The following is a 22,854-nucleotide window of genomic DNA, read 5'->3' on the forward strand; positions in this document are numbered from 1 at the left end:
CCGGTTTTCAGGGAAAAAGGCGCTTTGCCGCGCGCCGCAGATAGAAGCGGGCCAGGACCCTGCGACGGCGGGCATAGTCCGCCTTCATGAAGGCTTTGCGGGCGGGGGTGGCGGCGGGACGCGGCTCGAACCGCTCGTCGCCGATGCTGGAGGCGGCATCGGTTTCGATGATCGGAAAGGGGTGGAGCGACAGGGTGGGGATACCGTGCTCCCAGAACCGGTCCATCTGATCGTCGATCGGGCGTTCGACGTGGCGGCAGGCCCGCATCAGCGCGGCGGCACCGGTGCGCGTGACGACATAGCCCTGCGTCCCCCAGACCTTTCCGAGCGCGCGCACCAGGGTAAATCCGCGCGACGGATATGCCTTGCGCTCGATCGCCTGGCGCGACGGCTGTTTCTGATAAAGGCGGACATAGTGATAGCCATCGGCCGCGAAGTCGTGCTCGGCGATGCGCGCAAGTTTCTGCCAATCGGCGATGATGTCGTCCTCGAGCACGATATACTGGCGGGCATCCGAGGCGAGCAGGTCGCGCCAGATGGCATAATGGCTCGAATAGCATCCCAGTTCGCCGGGGCGCAGCGTGCGGCCGTGGGTGACGGCCAGCCGATCGGGATCGTGGATCAGGTCCGGATCGAGCGCGGTATGCGCATCGAAGAAGCGCCAGGGCACCGTCGCGGCCGACGCACGCCCGGCGAATTGGTCCCGGCGGTCCGCGGCGTTCGCCATGCTCAGCACGACGATGTCGGTGCCGCCGCCCATCAACCCCTCGCTCCCTGCCAGCGCATGTGCAATTTGCCCAGCATCGCCGCGACCTCTGTTTCCGGGCCCGCCGGGCGGGATTGCAGCCACCAGGTCGTCGCCAGCGTGCCGAGATAGGCGGCGCCGCCCAGCGCGATCTGAACTGCAGTCGCGGCGATCAGGGCCGTCTGGTCTTCGGGCTCGGAAAGCAGCAGGTGCCAGGCGGTCAGCATAGCCGCCATGACGGCTACCGCGAACAGGGTCCGCGCATTGGCGCGGATCTGCTCGACGATGGGCAGTCCCAGAAGCGATCGGACCAGCGTTAGGTTGAAGCCGATGGCGATGATGCCGGTGATGACGCGTGCGATAACCACGCCGATCAACCCGTGCAGGAACATGCCCGCGACGATGATGGGCACGCGCACGACAAGCAGCATCACGTCGCGTTTGAACAGCCGGCGCGTCGCCCCCAGCGACATTCCCAGCGGCTGAACGAGCGTGCCCAGCGTCTGAAGCGCGAAAATGGCGGCGAGGGCCTGGATCACCACGACGGCGCCAAGCCATTTCGGGCCCATGGCGATCAGCACCAGCGGTTTCGCGAGCAGCGCCATGCCCACGCCCAGCGGCAGGGCGATGGCCGTCACCAGCGCCTGCGACCGTTGATAGGCGCGCAGCAACCGCTTTCGATCGTCGCGGACATTGGCATAGGCCGGGAACAGCGTCTGGGTAAGGGGCAGCGTCGCCTCACGCGTCGGCATCAGCGCCAGATTGTCGCCCACCGTGTAAAGGCCGAGATCGCTACGCCCGAGAAACTTGCCGATCAGGAGCTGGTCGAAGCGCCAGTTGATCGTGTTGACGATCTGGCTGAGCGTCAGCCAGGCGGAGAAGCCGAATAATTCGCGCGACGCCCGCCAGCGCGGACGCGGCAGCATCGGCAGCACCATGTAGGAGACGAGGACGCTGGTCCCCTGTGCCGCGACCTGTCCCCATACCAGCGCCCAATAGCTCTTCGTCGCGAAGGCGAGCCAAACCGACACGATCAGGCCGACCAGCTTCGCCGACACGGTGAGGACGAAATCCTGCCAGAAGACGAGCTTCTTCTGCAGCATGATCCGTTTCGGGTTCATCAGGCCGTTGAGGAAAACGCTCGCGCCCAGCACCGCCACGACGGGCGCCAGCCGGGCGTCGCCGTAAAAGACGGCAATGGGCTGTCCGGCGGCCGCGAAAAGACCGCCGACGACCAGGCCGCGCAGCGCATTCAGGGTCCAGGCCGCATGGAAATGGTCGGTGGTGGGATCGGGGTGATGGATGAGCGCCTGGCCAAGCGACATGTTGGTAATGGTTTGCAGCACAGCCAGCATCGTCGTCGCGATCGCGACCAGGCCGAAATCGGCAGGCACCAGCAGCCGTGCGAGCACCAGCGTCGACAACAGGCCCATCAGGTTGACGAGGCCTCGCGACGCGGTGATCCACAGGCTGCCCCGGGCGAGTTTTCCAGTTACGCGAATGCCGGCCTCCGCATCTCCATCAGGCTCCGGGCCGGCCGTGCATCCGGTCCACCGCGGCCCGCCGGCGTGCCCGCGCGCCGGGCCGGATGCGTCGCAGCGTTCCCTTGAGCTTGCCGCGGCGGGCTGCATCGCGCGGTAGCGGGAGCAGGCGCATCGCCTGGATCTTCACGAACTTGAGCGGAGACCGCGCAGGTCGGAAGCCGCCGAGCATCGCCGGCGTTACCGGCTGACCGGCCGCCCAGGCGCGCTGGGCGTATTTGAAGACTTCCCTGTTGAAGATCGCCTCCAGCAGCGTGCGCCGCCGGCCCGTCGCGCGCGGGATGCGATTCTCTAGCGTCGTCAGCACGCGCTGCCGGGTGGAAAACGTCTCCACCCTGGTCAGCATATTGTCCGCATCCTGGTGGTAATCGGCGCTCGCCCGCCCGCTGAAGGCCGAGGGCCCGTCGAGCATGGTGCGCAGCCACAGGTCACGGTCGCCGCCTCGCCGACACAGGCCCGCCGGGAACATGCCGGTCCGCAAAAGGGAATCGCGCCGGATCATCACCGCGCCGGTCCAGAAGGGACAACCGCCCGACAGCCAGGCCGACAGCAGGTCCTCGGTCGAAAGCGTTCTCGGGCCGGTATGGGCCGCGCTGTACCAGTCGGGCACCGCGCGGTCGCCGGAGACGAAGCGATAGCCCGAAAAGGCGGAGACCGGCGCGTGGCCGTCCTGCGCAGCCCGTGCAAGCGCTTGGGTCAGGCCCTCCAGATGATCCGGCCGCCAACTGTCGTCGGCGTCCAGAAAGGCGATCCAGTCGCAGTCGCTCGCTTCGATGGCGAGATTGCGGGCGGCATAGCCGCCGGGGCCCGGCTCTTCGCGCCGAAAGGTGCGGATGCGCGGATCGGCATAGCTGCCGACCACCACCATCGATCCGTCGGACGAGCAGTCGTCGACGACCAGGATTTCATCGGGAGTACGCGACTGGGCGAGTACGCTGTCCAATGTCCGGGCGATGTGCCGCTCCTTGTTGTGGACCGGGATCGCGACCGCAACGCGGATCTCTTTCATCATAACGGCGTCTCCGGCTTCCTAGTCATCGACGAAGCAGTCGGCACATTTGCGCATGAGCCACTCGGGAACCTGGCGATTGATATAGCCTTGCGAACCGGCGTCGGAGAGGATCTTGGCCGGCACACCGCCGGCTACGCCCTGTGCCGGCACGTCGCGCGTGACCACGGCGTTGGCGCCGATGGAGGCGTCGTCACCCACGAAGATGCGGCCGATCACCTTCGCACCCGATCCGAAGAACACGCGGTCGCCGATCACCGGATTTCCCGCACGCGGCCCGCGGTTGAGCTGGCCGAGCACGGTGCCGTGCGTGATGTTGACGTTGGATCCGATCTCGACACCACCGTTGATGAAGACGCCGCTGAACCGGTTGATCATCAATCCCGGGCCGATCCGCGTATATTCGGGAATGGCGATGCCGTATTTGTAGCGCAGGTGCAGCAGATAGGCCTTGCCGACGAGATAGAGGCCGAACCCCCTGGCGGGCAGCGTCTTCAGATAGCCGCAGGTCCGCATGGTCGCGCTGTATTTGAACCCCGGCGTGAACAGGAAGTGCCGGGCGAACGCCTTCACCCCCGTCGAGCCGGCATACCGGTACAAGTCCGCCCTGATCAGATTGCGCAGGGCGGTGAAATTCTTCGGGCAGCCGCGGCGGTGGGCGCGGGCGGCCTGCTGGGGGTCGAATTCTGTCACCGGCATCCCTCGGCCATCATGCTGCGCTGCACAATCCATAGGTCGGCCCCGTTCGGACGGTCAAATGCGGTTACCGCAGAATCCGGCCGGCGCGCCGCAATATGCGGCGGATGCTGCCGGCCGTGCGACGGGCGCCGCGGACATGACTCACGCCTTTGCATCGATTATGTCCCAGAAGGAATGGACCGCGCGGGAAACCGTATATTCCTGTACGAGGTTCGTCGCGGCGCCGGCCATCGAATACCGTAACGCCGTGTTGTCCATGCGGCGCAGGGCGTCGCGCATCGCCGCTACATCGTCGGGCGGGACGATGATCCCGGCCGGCGTTTCGCGTGTGCCGGTAATTTGCTCGCGCGGGGCCGATGCCAGGATTTCCGAAGGGCCGGAGGCGCAGTTGGTCGAGACCACCGGGATCCCGCACGCCATTGCCTCGACCAGCGAATTGGGAAAGCCTTCCGCATTGGACGGGAGCACGAAAAATTCCGCGCGGGCGAGAATGGCGAAGGGGTTGGCGGCGAAACCGACGAAATGCACGCGATCGGCGCAGCCGAGTGCGGCGGCGAGGGACTGCAGGCGCTCGCCTTCGGGGCCTTCGCCCATCAACACGAGATCCTGTGCGACGGCCGAATCGGCATAAGCACGCAACAGCAGCTCGAAATTCTTGTTCGGCACCAGCCGCCCCATCGCGGCGATGAAGCGCGACGGTAGCGCGATCGGGGATTCGTCCGCCGCCTGCCGACGGATGTGTTCGACGTCCACCGGATTGGGGATGACCGAAACCCGGTCGCGCTCGACACCGAAGCGGGCGACGAGTCCATCGGCCACGCCGCCCGACACGGCGACCACCGAATCGGCGCGCGGATAGGCGATGCGCACGAGCCCGCGGCTTATCGCGCCGTGCTTCCCGCGGCCGAGATGCGCGTACGTATCCACCCGCTCGCTCGCGACCCAGCGGGTATCGGTGCCCCGGACGGCCCAGGCGGCCGCGAGATTGGCGCGTGTCAGGAAGCTCAACAGTGCCGTCGGTCGTTCCGCAAGGATCAGCCGCCGCAGGGCGGTGACGCTCGGCAACAGCCGATGCCGGGCATCGAACTGCACCACCCGGATCCATTCCGGCAGCGCATAGGCGGCCGGTTCGTCGTCGAGCAGGGCCACGATCAGTTCGCGATCGCTCAACCGTTCGCGAGAATGGCCGGCGATACAGGCAAAGACCCGCTCGGCACCCCCTCCCGCCAGCGAATTGATGGCAAAGACGATTCTATCCACCTCTACTCCATCGTCGTATCGGTCGCGGCCGGGCCATTTGACGAAAAGGCGACGAATGGTCGCCACAGCGCGTTGTGTGCAGTGCAGCAGGCTTGTTGTGGCGGTCAGGGGCGAGCAAGACGTTTGCGACGGTTCATGGTCTGCCACCGATGAAAGGACTGCGATGCTGCCGCGACGCTTGATAAAATTGGTGATCGCGCGTTCGGGCGGATGGCTGATGGTCGTGCTGATGGCGTTTGCCGTCGCGGCCTGTGCCGGCGCCGGCAAGCCGCCGCTCAACCCGGACGGCCCTGCGGCCGAGGCGGCGACTGCGCCCTACCGACTGGGGCTTACCGACCGGGTGCGGATCACCACCTATGACGAACCCGACCTGACCGGCGAGTTCCAGGTCGGCGGCACCGGCACGATCAGCTTTCCGCTGTTGGGAGAGGTGCCCGCCGAGGGCAAGACCGCCGCGGAGCTGCAGGACCTGCTGACGCGGCGCCTGGCCGAGGGATATCTGAAGGACCCGCACGTCGCCGTGGAAGTCACGTCCTTTCGCCCGTTCTTCATCATGGGCGAAGTCGAACGGCCCGGTCGCTATCCGACCACCGAAGGAATGACCGTACAGCGGGCGATCGCGCTGGCCGGCGGCTACACCTATCGCGCCAACAAGGGCAAGGTCTTCATCCGGCGACGCGGCGACAGTGTCGAGCGGGAGGTTTCCGCCGATGCGGATGTCGCCGTCGCTCCCGGCGACGTGCTGCGCATCGGCGAGCGCTATTTCTGAGGGTCGTACCGTGCGAGCCGAGCATCGCCGATCGCGCAGCCTTATCCCGCCTGGGCTGGCGCTCGGCATGCTCCTGGCCGCGATCCCCGTCGAGTTGCGGGCACAGACGGCCGGAACAGAAGCCGGAGACCGGATCGGCGCCGAAGCGACGCAGCCCGTGGGCCAGCGCGACGGAGCGAACAGCGACGATAGGGCGGCCCCGCCCGCATTGCCGTCCTCGCTGGAGACGCAGAGCCGCTACGACTATAACAGCGAAGTCGTCGATCAGGCGCTCGACCGCTATGCAGCCGGCCTGCCGGTCGTCTCGGATCATGGCAGCGCGCCTGGAATGCGCGGCACACCGGTGCGCGACCGCCGCCATCCAGAATATGCGGCCCCCGGCCTGCAACTCGGGAGCTGGAAGCTGAGCGCGCAGGCCGGCGCGTCTGTGAGCTATGACAGCAATGTGTTGCGCGACGCCGATCTCGACAGCAAGGGCGACTTCTATTCGCGTGCCTTCGCCGTCGCCGGGATCGCGTCCGACTGGGGGCGGCATTCGCTGGGCCTGTCGGCGAACTTTTCGCATCGGTTCTACGGCACCTATGCCTCAAAGGATGGCAGCGAATACAGCGTCGACGCCAGCGGGCGGCTGGATGTCGCGCAGCGCAGCGATCTGACGCTGGACGCCCGCCATTCCCGCGAGATCGTCGAACCCTTTCGCAGCGGCGGCATCACCGGCCTGCTAACCCAGGTCCGCTTCGACGAAGACGAGGTGGAAGGGGGCGGCACCTTTCGCGGCGGCCGGGTGGAGCTGGGCGGTTCGGCGATGCTGGGCAGGCGCCGCTATGTCGACGCGATCACCGTTGCCGGGGACAGGCTGGACCAGTCCTACCGCGATTACGACCGTATGCGGCTGGAAGCGTCGGCCGCCTATCTGTTGACCGGTGCGAATGCCGTATTCCTTTCCTACACCCGCGACCGCCGGCGCTATACCAACAGCATCGCCAGCGTCAGTCCCGACGTCACCACCCAGGAACTGATCGGCGGTATTCGCGGCGAGATCACGCCGCTCATCCGGGGCCAGATCGGTATCGGCGTCCTGCGTTCCGACTATGACGATCCCGCGCTTCCCACGACGACCGTTCTGGGCCTGAACAGCAAGATTACATGGCTTCCCACCGAACTGACGACGGTGACGCTGCTCGGCGTGCGCGAGCAGGAGGGATCGGTCCGGCAGTCGGACGGCGGCTATATCGCGACCCGCTTCCGTGCTCAGGTCGATCACGAATTGCTGCGCAATCTGCTGCTGCTGGGGCAGCTCGAATATGAACATGACGATTATCGCGCGACGTCGCGGATCGACGACATTTACCGCGTCACCCTGGGCGCGGACTGGTCGGTCGACCATCACCTGCGCAACAACATCCGCATCGGCGTGGGGCGGCGGTCGAGCAACGCGCTGGCACGGGATAGCCTGTCCGAGTTCCGCATTACCCTGGGAACGGGCTATGCGTTCTGACGGCTCTGCCTAGCCGCGGTAATAGCGCTCGTAGGAGTGGTAGAAGGCCTGGCTGTCATCGCCCGTGCGCGCAACCGCCCGCATGTCGGCGCGCGACAGCACGACGCCGGCGACCTGGGCATCGACGCGCAGCAACTGCTCATGGGCGAAGCGCACCGCGCGGGTGGGCGTGGCGTTCCACCGCACCACCAGCAGCACTTTGTCAGCCAGGGTCGCCGCCTGTTTCGCCTCGGCCACCGCCAGCACCGGTGAGCAGTCGAGCACCACCAGATCGAATCGCTCGCGCACATCGCGGATCAGCGCCGCCATCGCGTCGCTCTCCAGCAGGTCGAGCTGCCCGTCGCCGTCATGCGGTTGGGGCAGGACAAAGGCGGGGCTGAGGCCATCTTGAACCATCGCCTGGTCGAGCGACGCCGCGCCTTCGATCACGTCGGACAACCCCAGCGCGCTTTGCGGCGCCAGGTGGCGGGACGTCGCGTGCTCGCGCAGGTCGCAGTCGATCAGCAGGACGCGTTGGCCGGCCATCGCGGCGGAGCGGGCCAGCGAGATCGCGATGGATGTCTTGCCCTCGCCCGGCAGGGCCGAGGTGACGCTGGTGACGCGGCAGTCCGTGCCCCGTGCGCCGCGTTTCAGGGCCGTCCGGATGTTGCGGAAGCACTCGGCATAAAGCGAGGTCGGATAGCGGACCAGATAGTCCGCCGGCACCGTTCCATCGCCGCGCTGCCGCCGGTGGCCCGGCATCGTGGCAATGTCCGGCACGGTGGCCAGCGTGGGCAGGGCGAGCTTGCGTTCGACCTCGCCGCTTGACTGCAGCCCGTGCTCGATGAACTGCAGCAGCGCGACCGCACCGATCGCCGTGGCGAAAGCCGCCATGAGGCCGAGGATGCCGTATACGATCGGATTGGGCGTGGTGGGATGCGTCGGCGGCAATGCGCGGGCGATGATATAGGCCGAACTCCGGTCGGTTCCCTGTCGCGCCACCGCGCCGCGATAGCGATCGAGAAACGCCTGATAGAGCCCGCGCGCCGATTCCGCCCGGCGCTGAAGCTCGGCCAGGCGGACGGACGCCGCATTCTCGCTGCGCAATTCGCCTTCCGAACTGTTGATTGATTGCTGAATCGACTGCGTCCGGTCGCGCGCCACCGCCGCCTCGGTACGCAGATTGGCGACGATCCGCTTCACTTCGGCGTCGATCGCGGCGCTGATGTCGGCCAGCTTCTCGTCGACCCCCGCCATCGCCGGATGCTTGTAGCCGTAGCGTTCGGCGAGTGCCGCCTTTTGCGAACTCAGCTCCGCCTGCTGGCTTCGCAGCGACTGGATCACGCTAGAATTGAGCGCTTCGCCCAGCGTTTCGCCGTTGTCGCCACGGCCGACCTGCGTCCGGGCCGCGGAGAGCCTGGCCTCGGCGGCGGCCTGTTGCGCCTTGGCGTCGGCCAGTTGCGCATTCAGTGCCGAAAGCTCCTGCGCCGATGCCGTCTGATCCGTGTTCACGATCAGCAGGTCATGGCTGGCGCGATAGTTTGCGACCGCCGCTTCCGCGCTGACGACGTCGTTGCGCAGCTTGACGAGACGTTGACCGAGCATCTTGATCTCGCGGCTGCGTTCGCCCTCCTTGGCCTGGACGCTGCCGTTTACATAGGTTTCGGCCACGGCGTTCACGATCTTTGCGGACTTTGCGCGCGACGGCGATTCGATCGCGATGGTGATGGCGTAGGATTCGCCGGCCCGGCTGATGTCGAGCGACGACATCAGGGTACGCATGGCGGTGTCCGCGCCGTTCGCGGTACCGGCCCAACTGCCGGCGAATTCGGGATCGCGGCCCAGGTCGAGCTGTTCCACGACCTGACGCGCGAGTTCGGGCGACTTGATCGCCTGCACCTCGGTATCGACAGACGCCGAATCAGTCGTGAGTTGTCGCGTACCTTCGTTCTGCGCGGCGAGTTCGGGGTTGCGTCGATCGAGCGCGACCTGGGCGGACGCCGTATATTTCGGCTCCGCCGTCCGATAAGCGATGGCCGTTACCGCCCCGACCACGATGAAGGCGACGCAGATGACCAGCCAGCGCCGGCGGATGATCCGCGCGATGCGGCCGAGATCGATCAGACCCGGCTCCTGCGCTTTGCTTTCGACCGGCTGCGTCGATGGTGTGGGCATGAAAATGTCTCGGCAACTGATACTGGGTCGGGGCTCAGGGTGAAGGCGCGATTGTGCAGCGCGTCAATATGATCCGCCTGCGTTGAACCCGTCTGGACATCGCCTTGCCGATTTCGAGGTCGGAATGCCCGCTTAGACCGGGCCGAAGCGGCACCGCCGTTTATCGCACCCGGATGCGTTTGCCGATGTCGACGCGTGAATGGGGATAGCTGTCCTTGTCCCGGATCACCTGATTGGGGGCGGCGATCAGCGTCCCGATGCGCAGATTGAAGACTCCGTCCTCGGCGCGGAAAAGCGGCACCTTCGGATTGCCGTCGACGATCAGGACATCGATCGTCATGGTCCGGGGGCCGGCGGAGGTGCCTTTGCCGATGATGGCCGCTATCTCGTTGGTTCCGATCTCCATCACCCCGTGGTGCTGGTCGGACCACGCCTTCAACCCTTCGCGGCAACCGGCGATCTGCACATTGTCGATCCGGACATCGCCCTTGATGTCGAGGCAGGCATCGCTGGCGTTCATGACGCGGCCGTTGGTGATCGTCCCCGAATAGCCGCGTTCGACCGAGATACCGTCGGCGTTCCGGTAATTGTCGCCCTCCGCCATGAACAGATTGCGGAAATCGAACCGGTCGATGACGAAGGTGCCGGTGTCGTTGGCGTTCTTGCCCTTCAAGGCGATGGCGGCCCAGGCGTCGTTGGAGTTGTCGGCGGGGCTGGACAGGTCGCCGATATAGCTCAGATCGCGAAAGACGGCGTGGCCGATGCCGTTGGAAAGCGTGGCGATGCCGATGCCGTAGGTCGGCGATCGCCGACCGTCGGTTACCGCGATCCGTTCCACGACCACGCCCGGCATGTGGGAGCCGCGCAGCAACGGACCGTGGTTGCGCGCCTCGATGTCGTGGAGGTGGAAATCGGCGGCGTCGCCGCCCTTCAGGAACAAATAGTTGTTCTCGAGCCGGCGCTCGCCCTGCTCATGATCCCCGGCGTCCAGCGTCCAGGGACCCAGGGATTCGAACGCGACATTGTCGGATATCTGCGGGGCGGCGATCGCCGGCATGTGAAAGGCGGCAGTGGGGCGGTCCTTGGGGGGTGCCGGTGTCGGCGTGGGAACGGGCGGGTTCGGCACGATTACGTCGCCCGCACCGGGTGATTCGCCGGCGTTGCCGGTCCCGGAGCAACCCGTAAGCGCCAGGAGGATGCTGATAAGGATTTGATAAATCATGTTTCTCTGCATCTCGGCGAATTTTTGCTGAAAGTGTCGGCGGCTTCGTCAGGCCCTGCATCGCCCTTTTAGTGATTGCGGGATGGCGACATGGCGCATCCGACCTGTTCCAGCGCGATCAAAACGCCGAACCGGGTCATCTTCGCGTCGGAACGAGCAGGGCCTTTGCCGAGGGGCCGTGCTGTGCCACTGGCACCGGCAATGACGATGGCGAAGCACATCTACGACGCGATCGTGCTCGGCGCCGGCGGAGCGGGGCTGATGTGCGCAGCCACCGCCGGGCAGCGGGGGCGCCGGGTGCTGCTGCTCGATCATGCCGCCGCGCCGGGCAGAAAGATCCTGATATCCGGAGGTGGGAGGTGCAATTTCACCAATCTCGGCGTCGCGCCCGAGCGCTTTCTCTCGGCCAACCCGCATTTCGCCAAATCGGCGCTCAGCCGCTATTCGGCGCAGGATTTCATCGCGCTCGTAGATCGATACGGCATCGCCTGGCACGAAAAGACGCTGGGCCAGCTTTTCTGCGATGGATCGGCGAAGCAGATCGTCGACATGCTGCGCACCGAATGCGAGGCCGGCGCGGTGGAAATGGCGCTGGGGGCGCCGGTAACGGATGTCGGACATGCCGACGGCATGTTCCGGGTCGCGCATGGCGGCCGGACCGTACAGGCGCCGGCCCTCGTCATCGCGACCGGCGGGCCGTCCATTCCGAAGCTCGGCGCCACCGGTATCGCCTATGATCTGGCGCGCCGGTTCGGATTGCGAGTGATCGAGCCGCGCCCGGCGCTGGTCCCGCTGACCTTGTCTGGCGAAGAGGCGCTGTTCCGGTCATTGTCCGGGGTGTCGGCGGCCGTGGTCACACGCTGCGGCAAGGCGGCGTTCCGGGAGGCTGCACTCTTCACGCACCGCGGACTTTCCGGTCCCGCGATCCTGCAGATTTCGTCTTACTGGTATCCGGGCAAGGCGATCGGCATCGACTTTCTGCCCGAGCGGGAGCCGGGCTGGCTGCTCGCCGCCAAGCGCGATCGGCCGCGGGCGAACGTGCAACAGATACTTGCCGCCACGATGCCCGACCGGCTCGCGGCGGCGCTGGCCGAACGACTGAACCTGCCCGGCAAGGTCGCCGACCAGCGGGATCGCGCGCTCGCGGCCGCGGAGCAGCGATTGTCCGACTGGCCGTTTCATCCGAACGGCACCGAAGGCTTCGCCAAGGCGGAGGTCACCGTGGGCGGCATCGCCACGGCGGGCCTGTCGTCGAGAACGATGGCGGCGCGGACGGTGCCGGGCCTGTATGCCGTGGGCGAGGCGGTGGACGTCACCGGCTGGCTGGGCGGTTATAATTTCCAGTGGGCGTGGGCCAGCGGCCGAGCGGCCGGGGAGGCGATCTAGGCGCGCACCGGCACGACCGAAGTCGCCTCGCTTCCGGCCTATTTTCCGCCGTCTCGCCGGGTCAGTGCCGCGACGCAGCTTGCGCGGTCGATCGGACTGCCGTCGCGCTCGCGCGCGTCGACATAGGTGACGACGGGCCGGCCGCCGCCCTTCGGTGGATAGAGATAGGCGTCGAGCACGCAGATGTCGCTCATGAACTGGAGCTTGCGGGCGACGCCCTCGGTCGTATCGGCATCGGGGCGTCCGAACAGCCGCTCCAATGCCTCGGCATGCTGGCCGACCACCCGTTCCAGGCCGACCGTGCTGTAATTGACGCTCGGCGGTTCGATCCGCGCGGTCTCCGCCGAGGGGATGGCCGTGCATGCCGACACCGCCGTCCCGGCCGCTGCGATCGCCCATAGCGCCTTCATATCTGATCCTCGTCGTGAAACAGGTGGGTCGCCATTGCCGCGCCCAGGATCGGCGCGATCAGATTGGCGAAGGGAATCATGAACAGCCCGGCAATGGCAAGGCCGAGTACGAAGCGGCTGATGCGGGTCGCCCTGCGCCAGTCACCTATCGTCGCTGGTTCGACATGGCGCACGGCCACCATGTCGCCAAGGTCGCGACCGAGCAGCCAGGCGTTCACCACCAGGAAGACGAAGGCCGTGCCCACGCCGGTGACGATCAGCACCAGATAGAGCGGCAACAGGCCGAGATTGATCGCGAGCGCGCGCAGGGCCGAACCCAGCCCCATCCGCGCCGACCGTGCAAGCGACAGGTCGTGCGCGTCCGCCAGCCGGGCGGGATAGTGACGTGCCTCGACCGCGCGTACCACATCGTCGGCGAAAAGGCCGATGACGGCGATCGCGACTGCGCGAAACAGCAGCCATGCGCCGAGCAGGGCCGACATCGCCGCGGTGAAGGCGAGCGCGCCGGCCACGGCTTCGCCGGTCTCAAGCCATCCCGTCGTCAGCCAGTGGGCGAGGAACCACAAAGCTGCCGCGATCGCCGCGAACAGGACGATCGTCAGCGCGAGCGACTTGGCGAGCACGGCCAGTATCGCACGGTCTGCAAGCTGGCCGACGGAAAGAAGAAAGGCGCGAACCATGGTCGGACCCGCTCTACCGCCGGATCGGCCGCTGTCCAGCGGTTGCTGTTTGCGGGTGCAGGCCCTAGGTCCGGGCCACCGAAAAAGCAGGAGATTTATGTGACCGACGCAAGCCATGACGTCGTGGCGATCGGCAACGCGATCGTCGACGTGCTCGCCCAGGCAGAAGACACGTTCATCGCCGATGAAGGCATGAACAAGGGCTCGATGCAGCTCATCTTCTCGGCAGAGGACGCCGATGCCCTTTATGCGAAAATGGGCCCGGGCCATGAAATCAGCGGCGGATCGGCGGCCAATACCGTCGCCGGCATCGCCGCGCTCGGCGGCAAATGCGGGTTCATCGGCCAGGTCGCGGACGACGAACTGGGCCAGATCTTCGCTCATGACATCCGCGCCGTGGGGATCGACTATACGACTGAGGCGCGGCCCGGCGATCCGACGACGGCGCGGTGCATGATCTTCGTGACGCCCGACGGGCAGCGCACCATGAACACCTTTCTGGGTGCCTCCCAATATCTGCCGGAAACGGCGCTCGACCGTGATCTGATCGCCGGCGGCGCGATCCTCTATCTCGAAGGGTATCTGTGGGATCCGGAGGAACCGCGTCGTGCCATGCGCACCGCGATCGAGGTTTCGCGCAAGGCGGGCCGCCGCGTCGCCTTCACCCTGTCGGACGTATTCTGCATCGAACGGCACGGCGACGATTTCCGCAAGCTGCTCTCCGACGGACTGATCGACATCCTGTTCGCCAACGAGAACGAGATTCTCGCGCTGTGCCAGACCGATGACCTCGACGCCGCGATCGACCGGGCGGCGAAGGAGGTGCCGCTCCTCGTCGTGACTCGCAGCGAGAAGGGCGCATTGGCGGTGAAGGACGGCGAGCGGGTGACCGTCGCCGCCGAACCGGTCGACAAGGTGGTCGATACCACCGGCGCCGGCGATTTGTTCGCGGCCGGCTTTCTCCACGGCCAGGCGCAGGGCCGTTCGGTGAAGGATTCGCTGCGCATGGGCGCGATCTGCGCGGCCGAGGTGATCTCGCATTACGGCGCGCGGCCCGAGGTCGACCTGAAGAAGCTGATGGCCGAAAAGGTCGGCTGATCGCCGCCGCGAAAATCCGGTTCGTGGCGGACCGGACGAGGGGTCGGACATCCGTCCGGCCCCTTTTTCGTGCCCGGTTCACCTTCGACGTTCGACAAGAAAAAGGCCGGGGATCGCGCCCCGGCCTCTTCCTTTTCGGCAGTTGCTTCGTTCAGGCGTCGCGATAGCCCGGCGTATGCGCTTCGCCGATCGGCGGCACTGCCTGGGGCGGCGCGTCGTCGTCCGCTTCGTGTGTTTCGACGATGCCACGGCCGACATGGCTCTTGCGGAAGCCATAGGCGAAATAGACCACCAGACCGATGCCGCCCCAGACCGGCAGCACCAGCATCGCCTCTACGGGCAGGCTGACATACAGGCCCAGCGTGCCGAGGATCGCGAGCGGGCCGACCAGCCACAATAGCGGTGTCCGGAACGGACGGCGGCGGTTCGGCTGGGTCCGGCGCAGGATCAATACCGCGAGTGCGACCATGAAGAAGGCGAACAGCGTGCCGGAATTGGAGATGTCGGCGAGCTGACCCACCGGCAGGAACGCCGCGAAGAAGGCGACCGCCACGCCGGTGATGATCGTCACCACGTGCGGCGTCTTCCACTTCGGATGGATGGCCGACAAGAATTCCGGCAGCAGGCCGTCACGCGCCATCACGAAGAAGATGCGCGTCTGGCCGAACAGCATGATGAGGATGACCGAAGGCAAGGCGAGGAACGCGGCCACGCCGATAAGGTCGCCCAGCCGTTCGTAGCCGATCTGGCGGAGCACATGCGCCAGCGCCTCGCGCGAGCAGACCAGAGGCTCGGTTCCCGCGGCTGCCAGCGCCTGGCAGCGATCGGCCAGGCCAGGCGTGCCCGGGGCGAGCACGCCGCCACCGATCGCGGTGACCGGCTGGGCACCGATCGACCCGATCGCGCCGGCGGCGACCAGCAGATAGAAGACGGTACAGATCACCAGACTGCCGATCAGGCCAATCGGCACGTTCACCTGTGGATTCTTGGTTTCCTCGGCAGCGGTCGAAACGGCGTCGAAGCCGACATAGGCGAAGAAGATCGACGCCGCCGCACCGATCGCGCCGAGGCCAGAGCCGAAGCCGGTCCCGATCCAGCCATTGGGCAGGAAGGGCTCGAACTCCGCGCCCTTCATCACCGGCAGGGTCAGCACGATGAAGACGGTCAGCGCGGTCACCTTGATGGCCACAAGGACCGCGTTCACCCGTGCGCTTTCGGTTGTGCCGATCATCAGCAGGAGGGTGACGAGCAGGGCGATGATGAGGGCCGGCAGGTTGACGATACCGTCGGCATAGGGGCCGACCGACAGGACATGCGGGAACCCGATCCCCCAACTGTTGAGCAGGCCGATGAAATAGCCGGACCAGCCGACCGAGACGGCGGAGGCGGCGACGGCATATTCGAGGATCAGCGCCCAGCCGACCATCCAGGCGAGCAGTTCGCCCATCACGGCATAGGTATAGGTATAGGCGGACCCGGAAACCGGCACCATCGATGCGATTTCGGAATAGCAAAGGGCGGCCACCGCGCAGACGAAGGCGGCGATGACGAACGCCCACATCATGCCCGGACCGGCCTTTTGCGCGGCTTCGGACGTCAAAACGAAAATACCGGTGCCGATGATCGCGCCAACGCCCAACATCGTTAGCTGGATCGGCCCCAGCGTACGTGTCAGTGCTTTCTTTTCGGCGGTCGCGAGAATGGCATCGAGTGGCTTGATGCGCCAATCCATACAGGAAAATCCCCCTCTTGCGGCAGACAACGAGCCGCTTCGGTTACGAAAGGGCGGAGCCTAGTGGCAAATCGGGACCACGCAATCCCTATTGTGCCAGCATCGGCCCCAGTTGCCGGCCGGCAAAGATGTGGACGTGCAGATGCGCGACTTCCTGATGCGAATCGGGGCCGGTATTGGCGAGCAGACGATAGCCCGGCTCCACCAGCCCGGCGTCGCGCGCCACGGTGCCGACCGCCCGGACAAAGCCGCCGATCTCGGCATCATCGGCATTGGCCGAAAAGTCGTCCCACGAAACGTAACGGCCCTTCGGAATCACAAGAATATGGGTTGGTGCCTGCGGATTGATGTCGTGAAAGGCGAAGGCGTATTCGTCCTCGTACACAGCCTTTGACGGGATCTCGCCGCGAAGGATCTTCGCGAAGATATTGTCGTCGTCATAGGGCCGGGTGGCATCGATCGGCATATTCCCCTCCCGCTCGCGGGAGGAACAGGCGAGGGCGAAACCCTTCCTCCCGTCGGGATGACACGAGCCCTCGTTCGATCCCTCCCGCAACCGGCAAGGGAGGTCAAGCGCCGCGACCCGCCTTTTCGACCAGCCCGGAAACCCCCTCCCGCCGCGCGAGTTCGGCCCGGATGTCGTCGAGGCTCAATCCCGCCTCCGCGAGCAGCACGAGCAGGTGAAAGACCAGGTCGGCCGCCTCGCTGGTCAGCGCGTCGCGATCCTCGCCCAGCGCGGCGATGACCGTCTCGACCGCCTCCTCGCCCAGCTTCTGCGCGATCTTCGCGCGGCCGCGCGCATGCAGCTTCGCGACATAGGAAGTATCGGGATCGGCGCCGAGGCGCTCGCGGATCACCGCCTCGAGTGCGGTCAGCGGATCGGAATCTGACATGGCGTCCGTGCATCGCAGCACCGGCGGCGGTGTCAATCCCGCGATTGCGAGCGACGGACCTTCGCCCTTGCACGCATGGCCCGCCGCGCGAGCCAGATACCGGTCGCCGCCACGACGAACAGCGCCACGTCCGACGGCTCGAAACCGTCGCGCGTCACCACGCCCGAATGCGGCGCCGCGGCGGTCAGCGACATGAACGCGATAAGGGGCGGAATACGGCTCACGCTTCCGCCCCTAGCATCCGAAACCATGCCGCGAGGTTAAGAGACGGCCTCAGTCGTCCTTCCGTTTGCGACGCGACAGCACCCGACCCGCGGCAAGACCGGCCAGTCCGGTGCCGAACAGCGCCAGCATTCCGGGTTCCGGCACGGGTGTGGGGCCGCCCGAATCGTGATGGCCGCCACCACCGTCCGGCGGGGAAGGGAAGTGATCCATCGCGCTCGCCGCCGACAGCGGCAGCAGGGTCGCGCCGACGATGATCAGGGTGCTGCCGAGAAACTTGGTCATGATGCTTGCTCCGAAAGATGTTCGGTCCTCGGCGACATGGTAAGCAAGGGGAGTGCCAGAACCGGCAGAGTGTACTTGAATCAAGGCGTTACGGAGTTAACGCCCCTCCGGCATCGGCGCGGGTTGTAAACTCAGCCGACAGGGGCGCGGCGAACCGCTATGCCGGCCGACGCAAGCGCGGCATGCGCCTGGGCGATGGTGGCCTCTCCGAAATGGAAGATCGAGGCGGCAAGCACCGCGCTTGCATGGCCGTCGCGAATGCCGGCGACGAGGTGATCGAGCGTGCCGACGCCGCCCGATGCGATCACCGGCACCCTTACCGCATCCGCGATGGCCCGGATGAGGGAGAGGTCGTAGCCGCCCTTCGTGCCGTCGCGGTCCATCGAGGTGACCAGCAATTCGCCCGCGCCCAGCTCTGCCAGCCTCACTGCGTGCGCGACGGCGTCGATACCGGTCTCGCGTCGCCCGCCATGGGTGAAGATTTCCCAACGCTTGCCCGTGCGCCGGGCGTCGACCGAGGCGGTGATGCACTGGCTGCCGAACCGGTCGGCGATGTCGGCGACCACTTCCGGCCGCGCGACGGCGGCGGAATTGACGGCGACCTTGTCGGCGCCGGCGAGCAGCAGCGCGCGGGCATCTTCGGCCGAGCGCACGCCGCCGCCGACGGTGAGCGGCATGAAACAGACCTCGGCGGTACGCCGCACCACGTCGATGATCGTCCCGCGGCCTTCGTGGGTCGCCGAGATGTCGAGGAAGCACAGTTCGTCGGCGCCCGCCGCATCATAGGCGCGCGCCTGCTCGACCGGATCGCCTGCATCGCGAAGATCGACGAAGTTCACGCCCTTGACGACGCGGCCGTCCGCGACGTCCAGACAGGGGATGACACGCGCGCGAACGGTCATCCTTCCTCCCCGGAACGGGAAGGGGGGCCAGCCGCAGGCTGGTGGAGGGGGTTGGCAGCAGGCGGATCGCCCGATGGCGCTCCCCCTCCACCACCGCTTCGCGGCGGACCCCCTCCCCGTTCCGGGGAGGAACTGGCTACCCGCAACGCTTCGGCCAGATCGAGCCGGCCGTCATACAGCGCCCGGCCGGTGATCACGCCTGCGACCCCGTCTTCGACGAACGCCGACAGCGCCTCGATGTCTTCGATTCCCGCGACGCCGCCGCTTGCGATCACCGGGATCGCAACCGCGCGCGCCAGCTCGACCGTCGCCGCCACGTTGCAGCCTTTCAGGAGGCCGTCGCGCCCGACATCGGTGAACAGCAGCGCCGCCACGCCCGCATCCTCGAACCGGCGGGCGAGATCGGCGACCGGAACGGTCGATATGTCGGCCCAGCCGCGGGTGGCGACCATGCCGCCCTTTGCGTCCACCGCGACGACGATCCGGCCCGGATGCGCCTTCGCCGCTGCGCGCACGAAATCGGGATGCTCCAGCGCCGCCGTGCCGATCACGACCCGGTCGACGCCGAGGCCGAGCCAGTGCTCGACGGCCGTCATGTCGCGAATTCCGCCGCCCAGTTGCACCTTGCCGGGAAAGGCGGCGACGATTCGCTCTACCGCCTCGGCATTGACGGCGCGCCCGGCGAAGGCGCCGTCGAGATCGACGACGTGGAGGTGATCCGCGCCCGCTCGTGCAAATAGCGTCGCCTGCGCCGCCGGGTCGTCGCCATAGACGGTCGCCCGCGTCATGTCGCCTTCGGCCAGGCGTACCACCGCGCCGCCCTTGAGGTCGATGGCGGGAAAGAGCGTCAGGGGCGCCATGCGAGAAACCTTTCCAGCAGCGCCAGGCCGAAGCGCTGGCTCTTCTCGGGGTGGAACTGGACGCCCAGCATGTTGTCGCGGCCGATCGCCGCGGTGATGGGGCCGCCATGGTCGGTGACGGCCAGGATATCGTCCCCATCGAACGCATAGCTGTGCAGGAAATACGCCTCGCCCGGTACGATCAGCGGCTGGTCGGCCACCGGCATCACGTCGTTCCAGCCCATGTGCGGCACCCGCACGCCCGCGCCGGGTTCGAGCGCGCGGACCGTGCCCTTTATCCAGCCGAGGCCGCGGTGACGCCCGAATTCCTCGCCGGCAGTCGCCATCAACTGCATGCCGACACAGACGCCTAGAAACGGCACCGCATCCTTCAGCACCCGCGATTCAAGCGCATCGACCATGCCGTCCACGGCGCGCAGTCCGCCGGCGCAGGCGGCAAACGCCCCGACGCCCGGCAACACCACGCGGTCGGCCGAGCGTACCACCGCGGGATCGCCGGTCACCACGACGTCCTCGGCACCGGCTGCTTTTAGCGCATTGTGCACCGAATGCAGATTGCCCGCGCCATAGTCGATGAGCGCAAGCGTCACCGCCCCTCCGTCACCCCAGCGAAGGCTGGGGTCTTTGGAAACCGGGCGCTGCCCATGCCGCCGGAGATACCAGCCTTCGCTGACATGACGGTCGCCGGTACGGCTTCCATCACAACATCCCCTTGGTGGAGGGGATCGCGTCGGCCTTGCGCGGGTCGATCTCGACCGCACTGCGCAGCGCGCGCGCCAGCCCCTTGAAGGCGCTTTCGATCAGATGATGGTTGTTCGCGCCGTGCAGCGTCTCGACATGGAGCGTAATGCCTGCCGCCTGCGCGAAACTGTGAAACCAGTGCTCGAAAAGTTCGGTATCCATCTCGCCCAGACGGGTCTGGGTGAATTCCACGTCGAACACCAGATAGGGCCGCCCCGAAATATCGAGCGCGGTGCGCGTCAGCGTCTCGTCCATGGGCGACAGCGCGTCGCCGTAGCGGCGGATGCCCTTTTTCTCGCCCAGCGCCCTGGCCACGGCCTCGCCGATGGCGATGGCGGTATCCTCGGTAGTGTGGTGCTGGTCGATATGCAGGTCGCCGGTCGCCTTCACCGCCAGGTCGATCAGCGAATGGCGCGAAAGCTGCTCCAGCATATGGTCGAGAAAGCCGATCCCGGTCGAAATGTCGTATTCGCCGGTGCCGTCGAGGTTGACCGCGACCTCTATCGCGGTCTCCTTCGTGGTGCGGGAGATGGTGGCCGTTCGCATATCGCACCCCACATAGCGCGCATGCGGTGCCATGCAATCTTGACCATGCGGCAAACACGTTTAGCACAGGCGAAATGACAGAGAACGTGCCCGACAGCCTGATTCCGTATGACGACATCGTGCAAGAGGCACTGCGCGCCGTCGTCGGCCGCGTGCTGGGCCAGGTGCGGGACGCCGGGGCGCTTCCCGGCGAGCATCATTTCTATATCACGTTCAAGACCCAGGCGCCCGGCGTGGAAGTGCCCGATCGCCTGATCGAGCGCTTTCCCGACGAGATGACGATCGTCATCCAGCACCGGTACTGGGACCTGACGGTGGATGAGGACCGGTTCTCGATCGGGCTGAGCTTCAACCAGATCCCGACGACGCTCGTCGTGCCCTTTTCGGCGATTGCGGGGTTTCACGATCCGGCGGTCAATTTCGAGCTGCGCTTCCAGGTGCAGGACGATCCGGACGGTCCCGACGGCCATGACGTTGCCGAGAACGATCCTGAAACGGCGAAGGCGGTCGAAGACGGCTCCAACGTCGTCGCGGTGGATTTCAAGCGCAAGAAATAGGGGCATTCGCTCCGCCCCCGTTCGTGTCGAGCGAAGTCGAGACATGGCTGGCGAACGGGAATTCGAACCAGGCGCCCGTCAGGGCTTCTCGACTTCGCTCGAAGCGAACGGAGATGTTGTGAGCACGAATACCCGTACCGAGACCGATTCGATCGGACCCGTCGAGGTTCCCGCCGACGCCTATTGGGGCGCGCAGACGCAGCGCTCCATCCAGAACTTTCCGTTCGGGCCGGCCGAGCGCATGCCGATCGACATCGTCCACGCTCAGGCGATCGTGAAGCAGGCGGCGGCGCGGGTGAACCGCAAGCACGGGCTCGACGCCGGGATTGCCGATGCCATCGACAAGGCGGCGCAGGAGGTGATCGACGGCAAGCTGGACGACCAGTTCCCGCTCGTCATCTGGCAGACGGGCTCCGGCACCCAGACCAACATGAACGTCAACGAGGTGATCGCCGGCCGCGCCAACGAGATGCTGTCGGGCACGAAGGGCGGCAAGTCGCCGGTCCATCCGAACGATCACGTGAACATGAGCCAGTCGTCCAACGACAGCTTTCCGACGGCGCTGCACGTCGCCTCGGCACGGGCGGTGACGAACAAGCTCTATCCGGCGCTGGAGCGACTGGAGGACGCGCTTGCCGAGAAGGCGAAGGACTGGGACGACATCGTCAAGATCGGTCGCACCCATCTGCAGGACGCTACGCCGCTGACGCTGGGCCAGGAATTCTCCGGCTATGCCGCGCAACTGCATAGCTGCCGGATGCGCTTCGAGGGTGCGATCAAGGGAAATATCCTGAAGGTCGCGCTGGGCGGCACCGCCGTCGGCACGGGCCTCAACACGCCGGAAAACTATGCCGAGGACGTGGCCGCCGAGATCGCGAACATCACCGGCCTCGATTTCGTGACGGGGCAGAACAAGTTCGAACTGCTCGCAGGCAAGGACGGTCTCGTCTTCCTGTCGGGCGCGCTCAACACGCTGGCGGTGGCGCTTACCAAGATCGCCAACGACATCCGCCTGCTCGGTTCCGGTCCGCGTTCCGGGCTGGGTGAACTGGAGCTTCCGGCGAACGAGCCGGGCAGCTCCATCATGCCGGGCAAGGTCAACCCGACCCAGTGCGAGATGCTGACGATGGTCGCGGCGCAGGTGATCGGCAACAACCAGGCGGTGACCGTCGGCGGCATGCAGGGGCAGATGGAACTCAATGTCTTCAAGCCGCTGATCGGCGCCAACATCATGCGCTCGATCGACCTGATGGCCACGGGCATGGAAAGTTTCGCCGAACGCTGCGTCGACGGCATAAAGGCGAATGAGGGGCGCATCAGGGAGCTGGTCGACCGCTCGCTGATGCTGGTGACGGCGCTGGCGCCCGAGATCGGCTACGACAATGCCGCCAAGATCGCCAAGCACGCGCATGAAAAGGGTCTGACGCTCAAGGAATCGGGGCTGGAGCTGGGCCTGGTCGACGCGGAGACGTTCGACCGCGTCGTGCGCCCGGAAGCGATGGTCGGGCGGTAAATGGTCGGGCGCTGAGCCGCCCGGCCGTTGAGCCTGTCGAAGGGCTGCCATCTTCTTGCGGCGAAGGGCGGTGCTTCGACAGGCTCGGCACGAACGGTTTGGCTTCGTCCGCCGAAGACTAATCCCCACATG

General features: G+C 66.3%; 23 protein-coding genes and 1 pseudogene. 6 read left to right on the forward strand and 18 right to left on the reverse strand.

The features are described from left to right. Window positions 1–7 precede the first annotated feature (7 nt). The 5 genes from RPR59_RS04485 to RPR59_RS04505 all read right to left on the reverse strand — a co-directional run bounded on the left by RPR59_RS04485 (window position 8) and on the right by RPR59_RS04505 (window position 5,254). On the reverse strand, window positions 8–760 hold the full coding sequence (locus tag RPR59_RS04485) for a glycosyltransferase family 25 protein (protein WP_313917098.1): 753 nt from the start codon (window positions 758–760) through the stop codon (window positions 8–10). Beyond that, window positions 760–2,178 carry a lipopolysaccharide biosynthesis protein gene (locus tag RPR59_RS04490; RefSeq protein ID WP_313917100.1) on the reverse strand — a complete coding sequence of 473 codons (1,419 nt, stop codon included), beginning with the start codon at window positions 2,176–2,178 and terminating at the stop codon, window positions 760–762. Before RPR59_RS04490 ends, RPR59_RS04485 begins: the two co-directional genes overlap by 1 nt. Before the next feature lie 88 nt (window positions 2,179–2,266). Beyond that, window positions 2,267–3,298, reverse strand: coding sequence for a glycosyltransferase family 2 protein (locus tag RPR59_RS04495; protein WP_313917102.1), 1,032 nt, complete (start codon window positions 3,296–3,298; stop codon window positions 2,267–2,269). Between the two features lie 18 nt (window positions 3,299–3,316). Then, on the reverse strand, window positions 3,317–3,988 hold the full coding sequence (locus RPR59_RS04500) for a serine O-acetyltransferase (protein WP_313917104.1): 672 nt from the start codon (window positions 3,986–3,988) through the stop codon (window positions 3,317–3,319). A gap of 147 nt (window positions 3,989–4,135) precedes the next feature. Continuing rightward, entirely contained in the window at window positions 4,136–5,254 is a 1,119-nt protein-coding gene (locus RPR59_RS04505) for a glycosyltransferase (RefSeq protein ID WP_313917106.1), read from the reverse strand. A gap of 190 nt (window positions 5,255–5,444) precedes the next feature. On the opposite strand from RPR59_RS04505, the gene RPR59_RS04510 reads away from it, so the two are divergent. After that, window positions 5,445–6,023, forward strand: a complete 579-nt coding sequence (locus tag RPR59_RS04510) for a polysaccharide biosynthesis/export family protein (RefSeq protein WP_313917108.1) — start codon at window positions 5,445–5,447, stop codon at window positions 6,021–6,023. Between the two features lie 67 nt (window positions 6,024–6,090). Beyond that, the gene (locus tag RPR59_RS04515; RefSeq protein ID WP_313917110.1) at window positions 6,091–7,521 is read left to right on the forward strand and encodes an outer membrane beta-barrel protein; all 1,431 of its coding nucleotides are present in this window, start codon (window positions 6,091–6,093) and stop codon (window positions 7,519–7,521) included. 9 nt (window positions 7,522–7,530) lie between these two features. On the opposite strand, the gene RPR59_RS04520 is transcribed toward RPR59_RS04515, so the two are convergent. Beyond that, on the reverse strand, window positions 7,531–9,675 hold the full coding sequence (locus tag RPR59_RS04520; RefSeq protein WP_313917112.1) for a GumC family protein: 2,145 nt from the start codon (window positions 9,673–9,675) through the stop codon (window positions 7,531–7,533). Between the two features lie 160 nt (window positions 9,676–9,835). After that, a complete protein-coding gene (locus tag RPR59_RS04525; protein WP_313917115.1) occupies window positions 9,836–10,897 on the reverse strand; it encodes a hypothetical protein in 1,062 nt (353 codons plus the stop codon). Window positions 10,898–11,104: 207 nt separating this feature from the next. On the opposite strand from RPR59_RS04525, the gene RPR59_RS04530 reads away from it, so the two are divergent. Continuing rightward, window positions 11,105–12,283, forward strand: a complete 1,179-nt coding sequence (locus tag RPR59_RS04530) for a BaiN/RdsA family NAD(P)/FAD-dependent oxidoreductase (RefSeq protein WP_313917117.1) — start codon at window positions 11,105–11,107, stop codon at window positions 12,281–12,283. Between the two features lie 38 nt (window positions 12,284–12,321). On the opposite strand, the gene RPR59_RS04535 is transcribed toward RPR59_RS04530, so the two are convergent. Both RPR59_RS04535 and RPR59_RS04540 read right to left on the reverse strand, forming a co-directional pair. Continuing rightward, window positions 12,322–12,693 (reverse strand): hypothetical protein, encoded by a 372-nt coding sequence (locus RPR59_RS04535; protein WP_313917118.1) that lies wholly within the window; start codon window positions 12,691–12,693, stop codon window positions 12,322–12,324. Continuing rightward, window positions 12,690–13,373, reverse strand: a complete 684-nt coding sequence (locus RPR59_RS04540; protein ID WP_313917120.1) for an EI24 domain-containing protein — start codon at window positions 13,371–13,373, stop codon at window positions 12,690–12,692. Before RPR59_RS04540 ends, RPR59_RS04535 begins: the two co-directional genes overlap by 4 nt. 99 nt (window positions 13,374–13,472) lie before the next feature. On the opposite strand from RPR59_RS04540, the gene RPR59_RS04545 reads away from it, so the two are divergent. Continuing rightward, the gene (locus tag RPR59_RS04545) at window positions 13,473–14,471 is read left to right on the forward strand and encodes an adenosine kinase (protein WP_313917123.1); all 999 of its coding nucleotides are present in this window, start codon (window positions 13,473–13,475) and stop codon (window positions 14,469–14,471) included. A gap of 151 nt (window positions 14,472–14,622) precedes the next feature. On the opposite strand, the gene RPR59_RS04550 is transcribed toward RPR59_RS04545, so the two are convergent. The 9 genes and pseudogenes from RPR59_RS04550 to hisB form a co-directional block, all read right to left on the reverse strand. Beyond that, window positions 14,623–16,203 carry an amino acid permease gene (locus RPR59_RS04550; protein ID WP_313917126.1) on the reverse strand — a complete coding sequence of 527 codons (1,581 nt, stop codon included), beginning with the start codon at window positions 16,201–16,203 and terminating at the stop codon, window positions 14,623–14,625. An 88-nt stretch (window positions 16,204–16,291) separates the two neighbouring features. Beyond that, the gene (locus tag RPR59_RS04555; protein ID WP_313917128.1) at window positions 16,292–16,669 is read right to left on the reverse strand and encodes a histidine triad nucleotide-binding protein; all 378 of its coding nucleotides are present in this window, start codon (window positions 16,667–16,669) and stop codon (window positions 16,292–16,294) included. Window positions 16,670–16,772: 103 nt separating this feature from the next. Beyond that, entirely contained in the window at window positions 16,773–17,096 is a 324-nt protein-coding gene (locus RPR59_RS04560) for a phosphoribosyl-ATP diphosphatase (RefSeq protein ID WP_313917130.1), read from the reverse strand. Window positions 17,097–17,128: 32 nt separating this feature from the next. Further along, window positions 17,129–17,320 (reverse strand): hypothetical protein, encoded by a 192-nt coding sequence (locus RPR59_RS04565; RefSeq protein ID WP_313917132.1) that lies wholly within the window; start codon window positions 17,318–17,320, stop codon window positions 17,129–17,131. A gap of 49 nt (window positions 17,321–17,369) precedes the next feature. After that, a complete protein-coding gene (locus tag RPR59_RS04570; protein ID WP_313917134.1) occupies window positions 17,370–17,603 on the reverse strand; it encodes a PEP-CTERM sorting domain-containing protein in 234 nt (77 codons plus the stop codon). Window positions 17,604–17,734: 131 nt separating this feature from the next. Next, window positions 17,735–18,505 (reverse strand): imidazole glycerol phosphate synthase subunit HisF, encoded by a 771-nt coding sequence (gene hisF, locus RPR59_RS04575; RefSeq protein ID WP_313917136.1) that lies wholly within the window; start codon window positions 18,503–18,505, stop codon window positions 17,735–17,737. A 134-nt stretch (window positions 18,506–18,639) separates the two neighbouring features. Continuing rightward, window positions 18,640–19,365: pseudogene (gene hisA / locus RPR59_RS04580) on the reverse strand (1-(5-phosphoribosyl)-5-[(5-phosphoribosylamino)methylideneamino]imidazole-4-carboxamide isomerase); the annotation flags it as partial. Then, window positions 19,353–19,955 (reverse strand): imidazole glycerol phosphate synthase subunit HisH, encoded by a 603-nt coding sequence (gene hisH / locus RPR59_RS04585; RefSeq protein WP_313917138.1) that lies wholly within the window; start codon window positions 19,953–19,955, stop codon window positions 19,353–19,355. The pseudogene hisA and the gene hisH, both read right to left, overlap by 13 nt. 109 nt (window positions 19,956–20,064) lie before the next feature. Continuing rightward, entirely contained in the window at window positions 20,065–20,652 is a 588-nt protein-coding gene (gene hisB, locus RPR59_RS04590) for an imidazoleglycerol-phosphate dehydratase HisB (RefSeq protein ID WP_313917140.1), read from the reverse strand. Window positions 20,653–20,726: 74 nt separating this feature from the next. Between hisB and RPR59_RS04595 the strand changes: the two genes are divergently transcribed. Next, complete coding sequence (locus RPR59_RS04595) at window positions 20,727–21,209, forward strand: SspB family protein (RefSeq protein ID WP_313917143.1); 483 nt, start codon at window positions 20,727–20,729, stop codon at window positions 21,207–21,209. 118 nt (window positions 21,210–21,327) lie between these two features. After that, window positions 21,328–22,722, forward strand: coding sequence for a class II fumarate hydratase (gene fumC, locus RPR59_RS04600; protein WP_313917145.1), 1,395 nt, complete (start codon window positions 21,328–21,330; stop codon window positions 22,720–22,722). Window positions 22,723–22,854: the final 132 nt, after the last annotated feature.

Source organism: Stakelama saccharophila, assembly GCF_032229225.1.
GTDB classification, from domain to species: domain Bacteria; phylum Pseudomonadota; class Alphaproteobacteria; order Sphingomonadales; family Sphingomonadaceae; genus Sphingomonas; species Sphingomonas saccharophila.

Bases quoted from the DNA above. Each gene is read 5' to 3' on its own strand.
- RPR59_RS04485 (WP_313917098.1), bottom strand. From the start codon at position 760: ATGGGCGGCGGCACCGACATCGTCGTGCTGAGCATGGCGAACGCCGCG.
- RPR59_RS04490 (WP_313917100.1), bottom strand. From the start codon at position 2,178: ATGGGCCTGTTGTCGACGCTGGTGCTCGCACGGCTGCTGGTGCCTGCC.
- RPR59_RS04495 (WP_313917102.1), bottom strand. From the start codon at position 3,298: ATGATGAAAGAGATCCGCGTTGCGGTCGCGATCCCGGTCCACAACAAG.
- RPR59_RS04515 (WP_313917110.1), top strand. From the start codon at position 6,091: ATGCTCCTGGCCGCGATCCCCGTCGAGTTGCGGGCACAGACGGCCGGA.
- RPR59_RS04520 (WP_313917112.1), bottom strand. From the start codon at position 9,675: ATGCCCACACCATCGACGCAGCCGGTCGAAAGCAAAGCGCAGGAGCCG.
- RPR59_RS04525 (WP_313917115.1), bottom strand. From the start codon at position 10,897: ATGATTTATCAAATCCTTATCAGCATCCTCCTGGCGCTTACGGGTTGC.
- RPR59_RS04530 (WP_313917117.1), top strand. From the start codon at position 11,105: ATGGCGAAGCACATCTACGACGCGATCGTGCTCGGCGCCGGCGGAGCG.
- RPR59_RS04535 (WP_313917118.1), bottom strand. From the start codon at position 12,693: ATGAAGGCGCTATGGGCGATCGCAGCGGCCGGGACGGCGGTGTCGGCA.
- RPR59_RS04540 (WP_313917120.1), bottom strand. From the start codon at position 13,373: ATGGTTCGCGCCTTTCTTCTTTCCGTCGGCCAGCTTGCAGACCGTGCG.
- RPR59_RS04550 (WP_313917126.1), bottom strand. From the start codon at position 16,203: ATGGATTGGCGCATCAAGCCACTCGATGCCATTCTCGCGACCGCCGAA.
- RPR59_RS04555 (WP_313917128.1), bottom strand. From the start codon at position 16,669: ATGCCGATCGATGCCACCCGGCCCTATGACGACGACAATATCTTCGCG.
- RPR59_RS04560 (WP_313917130.1), bottom strand. From the start codon at position 17,096: ATGTCAGATTCCGATCCGCTGACCGCACTCGAGGCGGTGATCCGCGAG.
- RPR59_RS04570 (WP_313917134.1), bottom strand. From the start codon at position 17,603: ATGACCAAGTTTCTCGGCAGCACCCTGATCATCGTCGGCGCGACCCTG.
- hisF (WP_313917136.1), bottom strand. From the start codon at position 18,505: ATGACCGTTCGCGCGCGTGTCATCCCCTGTCTGGACGTCGCGGACGGC.
- hisB (WP_313917140.1), bottom strand. From the start codon at position 20,652: ATGCGAACGGCCACCATCTCCCGCACCACGAAGGAGACCGCGATAGAG.
- RPR59_RS04595 (WP_313917143.1), top strand. From the start codon at position 20,727: ATGACAGAGAACGTGCCCGACAGCCTGATTCCGTATGACGACATCGTG.